Raw genomic sequence first — 13,005 nt, forward strand, 5'->3', positions numbered from 1 at the left:
TCCTCCTCGAACGCGTCCGGGCCGAGCAGGCCACCGAGGACTGGAAGGGCCGCTACGCGGCCCGCGCAGGAGTGGAAGGCACCATTCACCAGGCCGTCGCTACCACCGGAGCCCGACGCACCCGCTACACCAGCCCGGCGAAGACGCACCTGGCCCACATCTTCATGGCCACCGCCATCAACCTGATCCGACTCGACGCCTGGTGGAACGGAAGTCCACTCGCACCGACGCGCACTTCCCATCTCGCAGCCCTCGACCTCGCCGCGTGAGATCAATTGGGCAACAGGGTCCGTCGATGTAGGCGAACAGGGCGAGGTCGGCGTCGGTGCGCGTCGTGAAGGTCGTGCGGCGCACGCACTCGGTCTTCAGGACGCTCCAGAAGTTCTCCGCGAGGGCGTTGTCGTAGGAGTCGCCGATGGAGCCCATGCTCGCCTCAATTCCAGCTTCGAGCAGGCGTGTTGTGAGCTTGATGGATGTGTACTGCTTGGGTTCAAGGGGCCTTCGCCGTTCCGTGGTTGCGATTGCGGCGGCCCACCGGACCGGTGGGAGGTCCGCAGGAGAACGCGGCAGTACCGGCGCCAAGGCCAGAAGATCCGCGAGGGCGGCCGGGTCGTCAACGTCCACTGCCTCGTCGTCGTCGGCGTCGACAACGAGGGCCGACGCGAGGTCCTGAGCCACGGGTACGTCGGATCGACAAATTCGCCGCTTCGGGGTGTCCGCCCGATGTGCCGGGCGCCAGATCGGCCACCGCGACCGTGCGGGTCTCGGTCGAACCGGGAGTAGCCTGGAGATCACCGAAGGCACTTCGCATGCCGGTACCGGATATTGGCGTCGTCTGCGGCGAACGACAATGCCGGACCCGGCCTCTCGGCCGGGCCCGGGGACAGGTCTTTGATCATGACGACGACCCTCGATCGTGCGACGACGCCCGCCGCCACGGATTCCCCGGCACGGCTCTCCCTTACCCCCAGTGGCGTGCGGCCGGGCCGTCTGGACGGAGCCTGGTGGCCGCGCTCGCGCGATCTTCTTCTCGAACTCCCCGCCCTGGCCGCCGAGATCGACGAGCGGTGGGGCCGGATCACCCGGATCACCGTGAACCCCGCGCAGTGGCCCGTCATCCCCCGGCGGATCCCGGTCGCGGGTCACACCGTCCACGCGGGCTGGTTCACCATCGAACAGGACCAGCACATGATCATGGTCTGTTCCTATGCCCCCCGCCGGCTGAGCCTGCTGGTGGTCCCGCCCCAGACGGATGCCGTCGAGGCCGCCCGGCTGATGGCCGAGGCCGCCGATCCCGCGAACACCAGGACCGCGAGCGAGCTGCTCGCCGCGGAGCCGAGCACCGGTGCGACCGGGCCGGACGTCGGTTCCGATTTCCTGCCGTCGGCCGTCACACCCTCCACCGGGCTTGGCGAGGCCGACCGGCGGGCCGATCTCGCCCGGAGCCGGGCCGCCTCCTGGCCGGCATCCGCGTAGGGGGTCGGCGGGAGCCGCCCCGGGCCGGGGCCGGACTGTCTCACTCGCGTGACCACTCGGTCTCGGCCTGGGGTTCGCCGTCGGCACCGGTCCCTTCCCAGAGTCGGACCCTGACCGCCCTGGGGCCCGGCGCGGGCCGGGACAGGGTGCGGACGAACACGTCCCGGAGGTGGTTGGCCGCCCGCTGCGGCGGACCGTCGTACTCCAGCGGATTCGGCATCGTCGTGTCGTCCTGCCGGGACCAGCGGCCGTCGTCGTCCTGGATCTCCAGAATCCACCGGTAACGCCGCATCGTGCCCTCCTGTGACCACGCTCCTGCCCTGACACGACCGTACGAGGCGGGCGGGCGGAGGGCGACCGGGGATGTCGGCCGGCGGCTCCGGTGCCACGATGGAACCAGGAGCGGAGGAGGTGGCCGGTGTTCGAGGCAGGCGACATCCGGGAGTGGCGCGGCCATGACGTGGTCGACGCCGGCGCGCACAAGATCGGCACGCTGGAGTCCGTCTACGTGGACACCGCGACCGATCAGCCGTCCTTCGCCACGGTCACGGTCGGCCTGCCCACCCGCCGCCGCCTGGTGTTCGTCCCGCTGTCCGACGCGACGGCAGGTCCCGGCTGCCTGAAGGTCCCCCTGTCCAAGAGCCAGGTGAAACACGCCCCGGGTATCGACACCGACGGCGAACTCCCCGCCGAGGACGAGGCAGCGGTCTTCGCCCACTACGGACTGACCTACGCACCGGGCGCGGGCGGGGAGCGCCGCCTGGCCCGCCGCTAGGAGCCCTCTGGACCATGAAGGAGGCCGACGATGGCACTGGTGCTGTTGCTCCTCATCGTGGCGATCGTGCTCGGACTGGTCGGTGTCGTCGCCGAGGGCCTGAAGTACCTGCTGTTCATCGGCATCGCCGTACTGATCGTCGCGCTGATAATCTCCGCCGTCCGGTTCCGGCGCGGGGGCCGGTCCGTGAACCGCTGAGTACCGTGCCGGGTCCGGGCCGGACCCGGAGTAGCCTGGACATCACCGAAGGCACCCCGCATGCCGGCACCGGACACTGGCGTCGTCTCCGGCGAACGGCAATCCCGGACTTGGCACCGGCCGGGTTCGGAGACGGGTCCTTGATCATGACTGTGATCGACGGCGCGACGCTTGCCACTCCCGCACCCGCCCTGCGGTTCTCCCTGGCACCGGACGGCCCGCGTGCCGGACGGCTGGACGGGGCCTGGTGGCCCCGATCGCACGACCTTCCTCTCGAACTCCCCGCCCTGGCCGCCGAACTGGACACGCGGTGGGGTCGGGTCGCCAGAATCACCGTGAACCCCGCCCAGTGGTTGACCGTCCCCCGACGGATCCCGGTCGCGGGCCACACCGTCCATGCGAGCCACACCGTCCACGCGGGCTGGTTCACCGTCGTGCAGGACCGGCACACGATCTCGGTCCGCTCGCACCTCGCCCGCCGGCTGACCCTGCTGGTCGTCCCGCCGGGGACGGGAGCCATCATTGCCGCCCGACTGATGGCCGAGGCCGCCGATCCCGCGAACACCAGGACCGCGAGCGACCTGCTCGCCGACGAGCCGTCCGCGAAGATGCCCGACCGGCGGGGGATCGTCTGGCCGGTACGCGACCCCTCGGTCTCGGCCTGGGGCTCCGCCCGGTGGGGCCCGGTGGGGCGGGCCGTCGTCCCCGCCCGGGCGCTCCGGCATGGAACCCCGACCGACCACCGGTGACGCCGACCACCGGTGACGCCGCCGCCCGATTCTTCGTTCTTGCGCTCCTGGCGGATCGCCGTCAGTACTCGGAGCCGCTTCGCAGGTAGGTGCCCGCGACCTGGAGCCACGCTCCGGGGCTGAAGCACGCCTCGATCCGGTGCGGGGTGTCCTCGAAGACCCGCAGGACACGAAGCGCCCCGCTGGGGTGCAGGTCGTACTCGAAGGTGACGCCGTCCGAACCGTCCTCGTACTGCAGGTCCAGCGGCCCCTTCGACGGCTCCGCCGGCGACCGGGCCTCGACCGAGAGTTTCACGTAGACGGACATCTTCCCGTCCCGCCCTTCCTGCCGGCCCGGCGTGACCGGCTCACGAGCCTGCCCCTCAGGACGCTTCGGCCGAGGAGCCGGAGCTGACGCCGGTCGCGATGAGGATCTGCCGTGCCGAGTCGCTGCCACCGGCCCTGACCGCGCGTGCCATGGAGGCCAGGGCCGCCTCCTGGCTCGCGTGCGGGGGGACGACGAGCAGGCTGAAGTGGTCACGGTCGCCCCGTGTGACGATCACGGTGTCGTCGCCGACCGGGTAGCGGTCGATGTGCACCGACCGGCCGTCGACCATCATGCTGGCCGGGACGTCGTCCCAAGCGCCCGCGTCCAGACCGACGCTCACGATGGGGCCGAGATGCCCGGTCAACGCGCGGACCAGGTCGGGAAGTTCGGTGCCGATGTCCCGCGAACGCGGCCACCACGCACCGTCGAGCACACCTTCGCGTGACCGGGTGGTCTCCAGGCGCAACGCCACCGTCCCCGGCTTCGCGGCCTGCCGGAACCGCTCCGGCAGAAACCCGTAGCGGGAAGCACTGGCTTCGTCCGACATAGCTCGCCACCTGTCCGCCCTGAGAGAGACCGGGCACGCCGGGTGCGGGCCGGGCCTCGCGGGGAGCGACACATCGGGCCGCTCCGATATCCCACGGTACTCCGCCCGCACCTGGCCGACCCGGTCGGTCGTGAGAGCAGCGGCGGGATGCCGCTCTCAGCGCCACTCGATCAGGAACAGGGTGGCATCGTCGCTCGTGTGCCCGCCCCGCTTCTCCTTCAGCACGTGGGAGAGCGCCCGCACCACGGCCCGCACCCCCTCCTGCCAGCGCTCGACGCGGTTGACCCAGTCGATGAGCTGTTCCTCCCCGAACTGTTCCCCACCGGCCTCGCGCTCCTCGACCAGGCCGTCGGTGAAGCACAGGACCCGGTCACCGTGCCGCAGCACCCGCTCGCTGATCACCGGCTCCTCGCCGCCGAACCCGACCGGCAGAGTGGTGACGCTCTCCAGCCGCTCGACGACGACGTGGTCGCGGATCAGCAGCGGCTGTGGATGGCCGGCGTTGACCCACTGCAGGTGGCCGCTGACAGTGTTCAAGCGCATCATCTGCGCGGTGACGAAGTGGTCCGGCCCGAACTGCTCCGCGATGGCCCGGTCCATGAACGCGTAGATCTCGGCCAGTCCGATGTCGGCTCGCCTGGCGTGCCGGTACGCGCCGATGGCCACGGTCGCCATGGCAGCGGCGTCCAGCCCGTGGCCCATGGCGTCGATCGTGGCCACGTGCAGGAGGTCGTCGTTCAGCGCGTAGTCGAAGCTGTCCCCGGCCACCTGGTAGGCGGGTTCGAGGATGCCGGCCACGGCGACCTGCGGGACGGTCATCGCCAGCGGAGGCAGCAGTGACCACTGGATCTCCGCTGCCACGCTCATCGGCTGGAGGCGCCGGACCTGAAAGATCCGGTCGGTGTAGCCGCTCTTGGTGACCAGCAGATCCGCGACCAGGGAGGCGAAGCGCCGCAGGAGCCGCCGGTCGTCGCCATCGACGTCGTCCAGCGTGAGTGCCAGCACTCCCACCTCGTCCCCGCCGTCCAGCAACGGCAGGTACACCCGCACCCCGTCGCCCTGCGGCACCTCGACGGAGACACCACGCAGAAAAGCCGCACCTGCGGACGAGCCGTCGATCGGCACCGGCTCCCCGGCGGCCAGCCCCCGGCCGGACAGCGGCACCAGCACCAACTGCCCGTAGTCCTGCAGCAGGAGCACCGGGTCACGGCCGCCGAACCCACGAACCGCGTCGGCGACCAACGGAGCGATCAGCTGGGGCGGAAGCTCGTGGGCCTGGTCGAGCAGCGCGCCCAGCAGGTGTTCGCCGAACCCCTCCGACCGGTCCAGGCGCCGCTCGCCGTCCCTGACCACCGACGCATCCTTCCTGTCCCGTACGAGTCGGCACGGGCGCGATCAACCCGGCACTCCGGTGCGGTTCACCGGGCCGGTCCCTCCATTACGCCCGACGGCGACGCATTCCGCCCCCGGTCACGCCCCTCCCCACGGAGCGACACCCCCGAGGAATCGGCCCTGCCGCCTGTGAGCACGACCTCGATGCGCTGCGGAGACCGCCGATCCTGGTCTCAGTTCTGGTCTCGTTCACCCTCGTACGGTCGTGTTCAACCGCCGCTCAGCCGGACACTTCACCGCAGGTCAGAACCGGTACGGACCCCGGCGGACAGGGTTCGGGAGAATTGGAGAGCGTGTTGAGATAAACCCTCACGAGTTCGAATCCCGCACCCTCCGCCAGCAGAGGGCCCGGACCGCACAGCGGTCCGGGCCCTCGTCGTACTCCCTGGCGGGAAGCGCGTCTGTGGGTCTCGGTCCTTGACCCCTGAACCCCATCAGGCCCCATCCCGCGGGTGAGCCCCTCCCGAACGGAGCGCTACAGAGAACCTCTCAGCTCCCTTGCGGCGGCCAGGACGGCCAGGCAGAGGCCGACCGATACCCCGAACGCGGCGCCCGCAGCCATCATGGCCTCTGGCAGCCTGGCCCCCGCCCAGGTCTGGAGAATGCCTGCCAAGAGTCCGATGACGAGTGAGAGCAGGCCGACGATCAGGAGCCACAGCACCCACGTGCTGGAGGAGTTCGGGCGATTCGATGTAGTCACGAGAACGTGCCTTCCTGGTGTTGTGGGGGCGTGCTGGAGACGGACGGAATCATTCGAGAGCCAGCGCAGCGTCCATGAGGTGCTGCGCAAGCACCGCACGAGTACGGGAGACAGAGGCGACCAGTTGCTGGTGGGCGGCGATCTGCTCGTCGAGGCTCCTGAGCGTTGCGGCGACTTCCAGCTGCTCCTGGAGAGGCGGCAGCGCGACCAGCAGCTGCCCGAGGGACGCAGCGCTGATGGAGGGCGCGCCCGTAGCCGCTGCACGGTCCGTGATCCACTCCATACTGCGCGGCAGGGACAGATATCCTAGGAGGTATTCGGGATCGACCCTGGCGAACTCGACCATCCGCAGTCTGAAGAGATTCGTGCTGAGCAGCCATCCTTCCTCCCGCTCCGTCACGATGGCCGGAGGCTTCATCGCCCCGGTCCGGATGCAAACGATGTCCCCCACCGCCAGCTCGAATCGTTCAAGCCGCTGCGCGGCCTCGGGGGAGACCCTCTCGTCGAGGATTTCCCCGATGCGCCCGTCTCGGAGGTGCCGGGAAAACACCACCGGAGTGTGCCGACCGGACGCACGCTGCTCCGCCGGCAGGCGTGAATACGAGAATCCGGCCTGGATCTGGCACAGGTCGCGCAGCAGGATCTGGCTCCAGCCCACCGGTACGGGCCCTCGGCGAGCGGACTCCCCTGAGCGAGCGACTACCCGGATGGCCGCGGCCTCAAGGTCCGCCTCCTCGGCACGCATCCGCAGGCGAGCGGTGTCCGCACGGGCCTCCACAAGCGCACCAGGCACCTGTGCAGGAGAGGATTCCCACTGCGAACCCGCGATGTGATCGAGCGGATTCAGCGTGTACCCCCTGTCCCGGAGGGCCGACCGGGACACTGAGACGCCAGAACGCCCGAAATTCCCCTGCGTCAGGCCCTGCCTGCCAGCCGCACACCACAGTTCATACCCTGCTACGACGGTCTGCTGATCTCGTCCGTCCAGAACGCGCCGCCCCCGATGCTCGGTCCCCAGATTCCGGGCATCGAGAAACAGCACCTCTTCACCAGCAGGAACGGAGTTTCGCAGAAGCCAAATCGAGACCGGAACGGGAGTTTGCGAGAAGAGCTTTGGCGGCAACGCGATGACCGCCTCGACCACCCCGGCTTCGACCATGTTCTGCCGAATCTGGCGCTCGGCCCGATTGGCCGAGTTGCCCGCCTTGTTGGGCATCACCACGACAGCCCTGCCATCCGTGGCCAGCGATGCCATGACATGTTGAAGCCACGCGAAGTTGTCGTTGCCGCCGGGCGGCGGCCCGAACCGCCACGTGCCTCCCCGCTCCTGCCCCGCAGAATCGCTCATGTTGAAGGGCGGGTTCGTCAGGACGACGTCCGCCGTACCCCCAGCTCTTTCAGGTCGACGCCATGGCGAGGCGGAAACGGCTCGAAGCTTCGGCCGGATGCCTTGGAGGGCGAGGTTCATGCTCGCGAATCGCAACGTATCCCTACTCGGGCTCTCCCCAAGGACCACGGGCGGCGGAGCGTGGGGGGCGGCCGAGGAAAGGGCCATGGCCGCCTCCGCCAGCATCTCGCCTCCCCGTGCGTAGGGGTCGTAGACCGTACCAACCACCTTGTCTGGAAGTACGACCAGCCTGGCCATGAGCTCGGCCAAGCCACGCGGCGTGAAGAACTCACTGCTGCGCAGAGCCGCCTGTGTCTCGTACTCGTCGAGAACCAGTCGGAAGGCGTCACGCCCCAGAGCTTCGACCAAGTGCACAACTCGCAGCAGGGCTTCGTAGGAACCTGGTTCCAATTTCACGAGCGCGTCCCGCATACCCGGCGGCAGGCCACGGCGGCGAAGTACCTCGTCGGCGGAGACGCCGATATGCCGAAGCAACGCTCCAGCCGCTTCCGGCCCATTGCCGGAGGCGGCCACCGCGCGGAGCCCGCTCCAGCGGCCCGGTTCGCCGAGCCGCAGGAAGTTGAGCGACAGGAGCAGGCTCAGGTAGTCCACCATCGAGGCTGACCCGCGAACCCTGTCCGCGAGCTCTCCCATGAGCTCGTCCACGGACTTCCGATTCGCGGCATCCCCGAGCTCAGTACCGCGGCCGTACCCGCTGGCCTCGACGTCGAGATCCCGCCTCAGCATCAGCCGATGGCGGGCCCGGCTACCGTAAGTGATGCCGCTCCGCTCGTCCTGCGCCAGCCTCGCCTCCGGAACCACCCGGGAGTCCAGCCACTCGAGAACACCGGGGAGCCAGAAGTACTCCGCTTCACCAGAGCGGACCGGCGATGGGAAGTCTGCGTGGCGCTTCGCCCACATGGTGATCGTCGGTCGCGCGACTCCGGTGAGTTCAACAATCTCGGAACGCGTGACCAGATGCTCGTCAGTGCCGTCTGCCGTGCTCATGATGCCCCCTAAGCTGTGCCGCCTGCCTGTTCTGACGAAGACGACGCTAGAAGCATGAAGCCTCGTGGGTCCAGTGCGCACCGACGGTGCGCACTCCTAGAGTTCGAGTCTTCGCGCGAGCAGCAAATCCGACCCGAAAATGCCCCACTGAGCTGGGCTTCTACTGTCGAGGCCGCAGTCCAGCAGATCAGGCTGGTCAAGAATGGGGTTAACAGCCAGTGCGACCAGCTCTGACTTCCCGTCACAGCTTCCGTCATCGCAGCAAGGGGATGCACTCTGCACATGAGTCGATGTCTCAGGAGGTACATCCATGAGCCGAACCGTGATCGATCTGGACGACGAGCTGCTCGCCGACGTGGCCCAGGCCCTCGGGACCAGTGCGGAGAAGGAGACGGGCAACAGCGCCCTTCGTGAGGTCCTGAAGAACCGGCGGCGCACCCTGGCACTCACCCTGCTTCGCGCCGCTGCCGATGAGGAAGTCTTCGATCCGGAGATCTTCGAAGACAAGAGGGACTACCGTCGGTGAGCGCAGCATGGTTCCTGATCGACACCAGCGCCCTCGCGCGGTTCATGCGCTGGGGGCGCTGGGCAGTACGGCTTGGCCCAGGCGGCGGCTGCGGAGCCCATCGCCACGCGTCCGATCACCGAGCTCGAGTTTCGGCGCTCCCAAGGATGGCCAGGCTGCGGCGGCCGAGGCCGGCGCCCAGCACGCGCTGCAGCTGGACTTCGGAATACATTCCGAAGTAGCATGTCTCCCATGTCCGCTCTCACTGTGTCGTTCTCGGACCTCTCAAAGAACTCCAAGCGCGTCGCCGACACTGTTGAGCACGCCCAACGCGTCCACGTCACACGGCGTGATGGCGAGGATCTCTATCTCACGACTGAGCGCCACGACCGCCAGCGCAAGGAGACCGCAGACGTCACCGCCCGTCTGTTCGCTGCCCTGATCAGCAGCGACGAGGGCGCGCGGGCCGTACTCCTCGCCCTGCCCACGGTCTTTCCGTGGACCCGACACCTATCGGCGGAGGAGGTGCGCGAGTTCGTCGTCGACCTCGTGGATGCCACGCGCGATGCCGTAGAGCTGGACGTGCATGCCAACCTGCACCGGGTGATCATCGAGTGGCGCGCAACCGCCAGAATCCTGGCGGATCCCGAGCTGGCCGCGGAGCTCACCGAGTCGTTGCAGGGCGAGGACCACGGCGAGGTGCTCGCACCATGAGCCCCAAACGTGGTGACGACGTCCCACCTCCACCGATTGGCGACGAATGGCGGCTACGGTTCGCCACCAGCGAGGCAGCCAAGGGGTGGGGCGACCTCTGCACGGAGGCCGCGGGAAATGCCCGCCGCTGCTTCGAAGCGCTGCGAACCAACCCGCTGTCCATGAGCGACCCGGATCGTCAACATCGACTGCGGGGCCGACTTGCCTCCCGAGCACTACGAGGTGAGGACCTGCCGCAGTGGGAGTACGAAGTGACCGCCGGCGGCCGCGTGCGCTACCTCGTAGACGAGGCGGGCAGAACCGTCCACTTCGTCTACGCCTCCACTCGGCATCCGAAGGACACCGACAGTTAGATCGAAACGCCGCGTCTGCCCCTTCGGGGCCAGATCATGGTCTCAGTTCTGGTCTCATTCGTCGGAGTTCGGTGGGATTCAACTGCCCGCCGCGCGGCCGCTCCTTCGCAGGTCAGGACGCACACCGACCTACGTGAACGCCGCCGAGCAGAATTGGAAAGCGCGTTGGGGGCAACCCCTCACGAGTTCGAATCTCGTATCTTCCGCCGGCAGAAGGCCCGGACCGCTCAGCTTGGGTTCTAACGGTCCGGGCCTTCGTCGTCTCGCGGTTGCCGTTCCGGTTGCGGTCGGCCGGCAACCGGCTCCTGGATCGTCACTGCCTTCCGCATCAGGCCACACCTCGGTCCACCCCGTCCGCCGGCAGTACGACCGCGGGCAAGCATCAGGATGAAGACCTCCGCCACCACGACCTCGTGGTTCCTTGTGCACTCCCCACCTGCGGTTGACAGCTTCTCGCTCATCCGCCGGCCCGAGGTCGCCTACGCGGGCGTCGCCTCGGGCGGGTCGGAGATCATCTGCTTGTTCCGCTCGCCCGCTGGCGCGGCCCGCGACGACGTCCCCCTGCGACGGCTCCCCCGCCGGCCGCCCGCTCCCCACGCCCGACGAGGACCTCCCCTCCTCGAAGCCCTGGCGGAGGACGGACGCGCCTCCCACACCCCCCTGGCGGAGGCCACCGGTTGGCCGGCGCTCGGTCCTGAGCGGGGCGACGGGTGGGCGCGACGGGAAGGCGGGTTGTCGCGGGGCCGTGGGCCGTGAAAGCCAGGGGCGGCGTGATCGCCTGATGATGATTCCGTGACCGTGATCCCGTCCCACGGGTGGTCCCGGACCGATAGCGTCTGCTCCGGACGCGAGGGGCGGGGACGGCCGCGCCCGGCGTCGAGGGGAGCGTGGGCATGCAGCCGCTGGCAGCGGACGATCCGCGGCGGGTGGGCGAGTACCGGCTGCTGCGGCAGCTCGGGGCGGGCGGGATGGGCCGGGTCTACCTCGGCCGGACGTCGGGCGGGCGGACCGTCGCCGTCAAAGTGGTCCGTCACGACCTCGCCGGGGACCCCGAGTTCCGGGCCCGGTTCCGCCAGGAGGTGGCGGCCGCCCGACGGGTCGGCGGCACCTGGACGGCACCCGTCCTGGACGCGGACACCGAGGGCGACCGCCCCTGGGTGGCCACCGGCTACGTCGCCGGCCCCGCGCTCAACGCCGCCGTACGGGAGTTCGGGCCGCTGCCCGAGCCGGCCGTGCGAACCCTCGGAGTCGGTCTCGCCGAGGCCCTCACCCATGTGCACCGCCTCAGCCTGGTGCACCGGGACGTCAAGCCGTCGAACGTGCTGCTCAGCCTGGACGGCCCCCGGCTGATCGACTTCGGCATCGCCCGCGCGCTGGACGCCACCACCGTGCTCACCCAGTCCGGCCAGGTGTTCGGCTCGCCGGGCTTCATGTCGCCGGAGCAGGTCAACGCGCTGCCCGCCGGGCCGGCCGGCGACGTCTTCTCGCTCGGCGCGGTACTCGCGTACGCGACGACCGGCAGGATGCCGTTCGGCTCCGGGGTGAGCGCGCCCGTCCTGCTCTACCGGGTGCTCCACGAGGAACCCGACCTCTCCGGACTGCCCGGCCCCCTGCACTCGATCGTCCGTGACTGCCTGTCCAAGGACCCGTCCGGCCGCCCGACGCCCGAACGGCTCCGGGAACGACTGGACGACGACGGCGCGGCCGCCGCCCGGCTGGGGCAGGGCCACTGGCTGCCGCCGGCCCTGGCGGCGGCGGTCGGGCGCAGCGCCGTACAGCTGCTGGACCTGGAGGGGGAGAGGGAGGCCCGGGAGGGGACGACCCCGGAGGAGAGGGCCATGGAGGAGAGGACCACCGCCCCCGGTGCGGAGCCGGTGGTCGCGGCCCCGGATCCCACCGGGCGCTCGGTGGTCGCCGAGGTGGCGAGGGTGCAAACGGGCGAGGCCGCGAAGGCCGTACCGGGCAGCGGTGCGTACGCGGTGCCCGGTACGGCTGGGGTTCCCGGTACGGCTGGTGCAGCCGGGGCCGGGATGCCGGCCCAGCCGGGTTTCGGCCCACCGCCCGTAGGGCTCGTCCCGCCCGTCGTGCCCTGGACGCCTGCGCCTGTGCCTGCCCCGGCCCCGGTCCCGGTGCCACCGGCACCGCTCACGGCGCCGACGGCGGTACCGGGCTACGGGCCGCACCCGCCGCGGCCACGCGGTCGACGGAGGTACGGCGCGCTGACGGCCGTGCTGGTCGGCGCACTGCTACTGGGCGGCGGGTACCTGATGGTCGAACAACTACGGAAGACCGACGGGGACACCGGCGCATCGAACGCCGGGCGGACCGCCCCGGCCGGGGGTGGGTCGGCACCCACCGCCCCGGTTTCGAAGAGCCCGGATCCGAAGGGCCCGGAACCGACCGGCGCTGCCTCCGCTCCGGCCGACGACAGCCCCTCGCCCGGCGCACCCCCCTCGGACTCGGGGCCGGGCGTCGTCCCCGCGAAGTTCCTCGGAACGTGGGTCGGCGAACGCACGGCCGCCGGCGGGGAGGTCACCACCGTCGTCCTCACCGTCGTCCAGTCGGCGGAGAGCGAGGAGAAGAGCAGGATCCGCACCGAGAAGCCGCAGTCCGGCACCTGGTGCGAGGGCGCGTGGACGCTCTCCCAGGTCGACGAGAACCGGATCACCTACGCGCACCGGGTGACCGGCTCCTCCCCCGGTACGAAGTGCCTCGCCTACGAGGACCACGGGGTGGTCTATCCCGCGATCACGATGCTGCCGGACAACACCCTCCGGTACAGCATGGACCTGATCAAGCCGGACCAGTTCATGGTGCTGCGGAAGAAGGGCTGAGGCCGACGGCGGCCTCGGCCGGTACCCGGGCGGGCCGCCCAGGTACCGTCGGCGGTTCTG

The 13,005-nt window shown here is 69.9% G+C and carries 14 protein-coding genes and 1 pseudogene; 9 read left to right on the top strand and 6 right to left on the bottom strand.

Annotated features, from left to right (window positions below):
• Positions 1–269: transposase (locus ACWGJO_RS07675; RefSeq protein ID WP_452182619.1), on the top strand; the 269-nt coding region annotated here is incomplete at its 5' end.
• On the opposite strand, the gene ACWGJO_RS07680 is transcribed toward ACWGJO_RS07675, so the two are convergent.
• Positions 178–369 (bottom strand): hypothetical protein, encoded by a 192-nt coding sequence (locus tag ACWGJO_RS07680; RefSeq protein ID WP_452182707.1) that lies wholly within the window; start codon positions 367–369, stop codon positions 178–180. The two genes, ACWGJO_RS07675 and ACWGJO_RS07680, sit on opposite strands and share 92 nt — an antisense overlap.
• Before the next feature lie 216 nt (positions 370–585).
• On the opposite strand from ACWGJO_RS07680, the pseudogene ACWGJO_RS07685 reads away from it, so the two are divergent.
• A pseudogene (locus ACWGJO_RS07685) lies at positions 586–672 on the top strand (transposase); the annotation flags it as partial.
• Positions 673–897: 225 nt separating this feature from the next.
• Positions 898–1,476, top strand: coding sequence for a DUF5994 family protein (locus ACWGJO_RS07690; RefSeq protein WP_452182620.1), 579 nt, complete (start codon positions 898–900; stop codon positions 1,474–1,476).
• 40 nt (positions 1,477–1,516) lie between these two features.
• Here ACWGJO_RS07690 and ACWGJO_RS07695 read toward each other — a convergent pair whose 3' ends face one another.
• Positions 1,517–1,768 carry a hypothetical protein gene (locus tag ACWGJO_RS07695; protein ID WP_452182621.1) on the bottom strand — a complete coding sequence of 84 codons (252 nt, stop codon included), beginning with the start codon at positions 1,766–1,768 and terminating at the stop codon, positions 1,517–1,519.
• 126 nt (positions 1,769–1,894) lie between these two features.
• Between ACWGJO_RS07695 and ACWGJO_RS07700 the strand changes: the two genes are divergently transcribed.
• The 3 genes from ACWGJO_RS07700 to ACWGJO_RS07710 all read left to right on the top strand — a co-directional run bounded on the left by ACWGJO_RS07700 (position 1,895) and on the right by ACWGJO_RS07710 (position 3,198).
• A complete protein-coding gene (locus ACWGJO_RS07700) occupies positions 1,895–2,251 on the top strand; it encodes a PRC-barrel domain-containing protein (RefSeq protein ID WP_452182622.1) in 357 nt (118 codons plus the stop codon).
• 30 nt (positions 2,252–2,281) lie between these two features.
• Positions 2,282–2,449: a hypothetical protein gene (locus ACWGJO_RS07705; RefSeq protein WP_452182623.1), complete on the top strand. Its 168-nt coding sequence runs from the start codon at positions 2,282–2,284 to the stop codon at positions 2,447–2,449.
• Positions 2,450–2,595: 146 nt separating this feature from the next.
• Positions 2,596–3,198, top strand: a complete 603-nt coding sequence (locus ACWGJO_RS07710; RefSeq protein WP_452182624.1) for a DUF5994 family protein — start codon at positions 2,596–2,598, stop codon at positions 3,196–3,198.
• A 61-nt stretch (positions 3,199–3,259) separates the two neighbouring features.
• On the opposite strand, the gene ACWGJO_RS07715 is transcribed toward ACWGJO_RS07710, so the two are convergent.
• From ACWGJO_RS07715 to ACWGJO_RS07730, 4 genes are all read right to left on the bottom strand, one after another.
• Positions 3,260–3,505 (bottom strand): hypothetical protein, encoded by a 246-nt coding sequence (locus ACWGJO_RS07715; RefSeq protein ID WP_452182625.1) that lies wholly within the window; start codon positions 3,503–3,505, stop codon positions 3,260–3,262.
• Positions 3,506–3,560: 55 nt separating this feature from the next.
• Positions 3,561–4,052 (bottom strand): DUF5994 family protein, encoded by a 492-nt coding sequence (locus tag ACWGJO_RS07720; RefSeq protein ID WP_452182626.1) that lies wholly within the window; start codon positions 4,050–4,052, stop codon positions 3,561–3,563.
• A gap of 156 nt (positions 4,053–4,208) precedes the next feature.
• Positions 4,209–5,405 carry a PP2C family protein-serine/threonine phosphatase gene (locus tag ACWGJO_RS07725; RefSeq protein WP_452182627.1) on the bottom strand — a complete coding sequence of 399 codons (1,197 nt, stop codon included), beginning with the start codon at positions 5,403–5,405 and terminating at the stop codon, positions 4,209–4,211.
• Between the two features lie 788 nt (positions 5,406–6,193).
• Positions 6,194–8,539, bottom strand: a complete 2,346-nt coding sequence (locus ACWGJO_RS07730) for an N-6 DNA methylase (RefSeq protein ID WP_452182628.1) — start codon at positions 8,537–8,539, stop codon at positions 6,194–6,196.
• 310 nt (positions 8,540–8,849) lie between these two features.
• On the opposite strand from ACWGJO_RS07730, the gene ACWGJO_RS07735 reads away from it, so the two are divergent.
• From ACWGJO_RS07735 to ACWGJO_RS07745, 3 genes are all read left to right on the top strand, one after another.
• On the top strand, positions 8,850–9,065 hold the full coding sequence (locus ACWGJO_RS07735; RefSeq protein ID WP_452182629.1) for a type II toxin-antitoxin system VapB family antitoxin: 216 nt from the start codon (positions 8,850–8,852) through the stop codon (positions 9,063–9,065).
• A gap of 231 nt (positions 9,066–9,296) precedes the next feature.
• Entirely contained in the window at positions 9,297–9,758 is a 462-nt protein-coding gene (locus ACWGJO_RS07740; RefSeq protein ID WP_452182630.1) for a prevent-host-death family protein, read from the top strand.
• A gap of 1,246 nt (positions 9,759–11,004) precedes the next feature.
• A complete protein-coding gene (locus ACWGJO_RS07745) occupies positions 11,005–12,945 on the top strand; it encodes a serine/threonine-protein kinase (RefSeq protein ID WP_452182631.1) in 1,941 nt (646 codons plus the stop codon).
• Positions 12,946–13,005: the final 60 nt, after the last annotated feature.

Source organism: Kitasatospora sp. NPDC054795 (assembly GCF_053611565.1).

Excerpts from the sequence above, each read along its gene's own strand:
- ACWGJO_RS07705 (WP_452182623.1), top strand. The coding sequence starts at position 2,282 with ATGGCACTGGTGCTGTTGCTCCTCATCGTGGCGATCGTGCTCGGACTG.
- ACWGJO_RS07730 (WP_452182628.1), bottom strand. The coding sequence starts at position 8,539 with ATGAGCACGGCAGACGGCACTGACGAGCATCTGGTCACGCGTTCCGAG.
- ACWGJO_RS07715 (WP_452182625.1), bottom strand. The coding sequence starts at position 3,505 with ATGTCCGTCTACGTGAAACTCTCGGTCGAGGCCCGGTCGCCGGCGGAG.
- ACWGJO_RS07710 (WP_452182624.1), top strand. The coding sequence starts at position 2,596 with ATGACTGTGATCGACGGCGCGACGCTTGCCACTCCCGCACCCGCCCTG.
- ACWGJO_RS07740 (WP_452182630.1), top strand. The coding sequence starts at position 9,297 with ATGTCCGCTCTCACTGTGTCGTTCTCGGACCTCTCAAAGAACTCCAAG.
- ACWGJO_RS07695 (WP_452182621.1), bottom strand. The coding sequence starts at position 1,768 with ATGCGGCGTTACCGGTGGATTCTGGAGATCCAGGACGACGACGGCCGC.
- ACWGJO_RS07690 (WP_452182620.1), top strand. The coding sequence starts at position 898 with ATGACGACGACCCTCGATCGTGCGACGACGCCCGCCGCCACGGATTCC.
- ACWGJO_RS07745 (WP_452182631.1), top strand. The coding sequence starts at position 11,005 with ATGCAGCCGCTGGCAGCGGACGATCCGCGGCGGGTGGGCGAGTACCGG.
- ACWGJO_RS07735 (WP_452182629.1), top strand. The coding sequence starts at position 8,850 with ATGAGCCGAACCGTGATCGATCTGGACGACGAGCTGCTCGCCGACGTG.
- ACWGJO_RS07720 (WP_452182626.1), bottom strand. The coding sequence starts at position 4,052 with ATGTCGGACGAAGCCAGTGCTTCCCGCTACGGGTTTCTGCCGGAGCGG.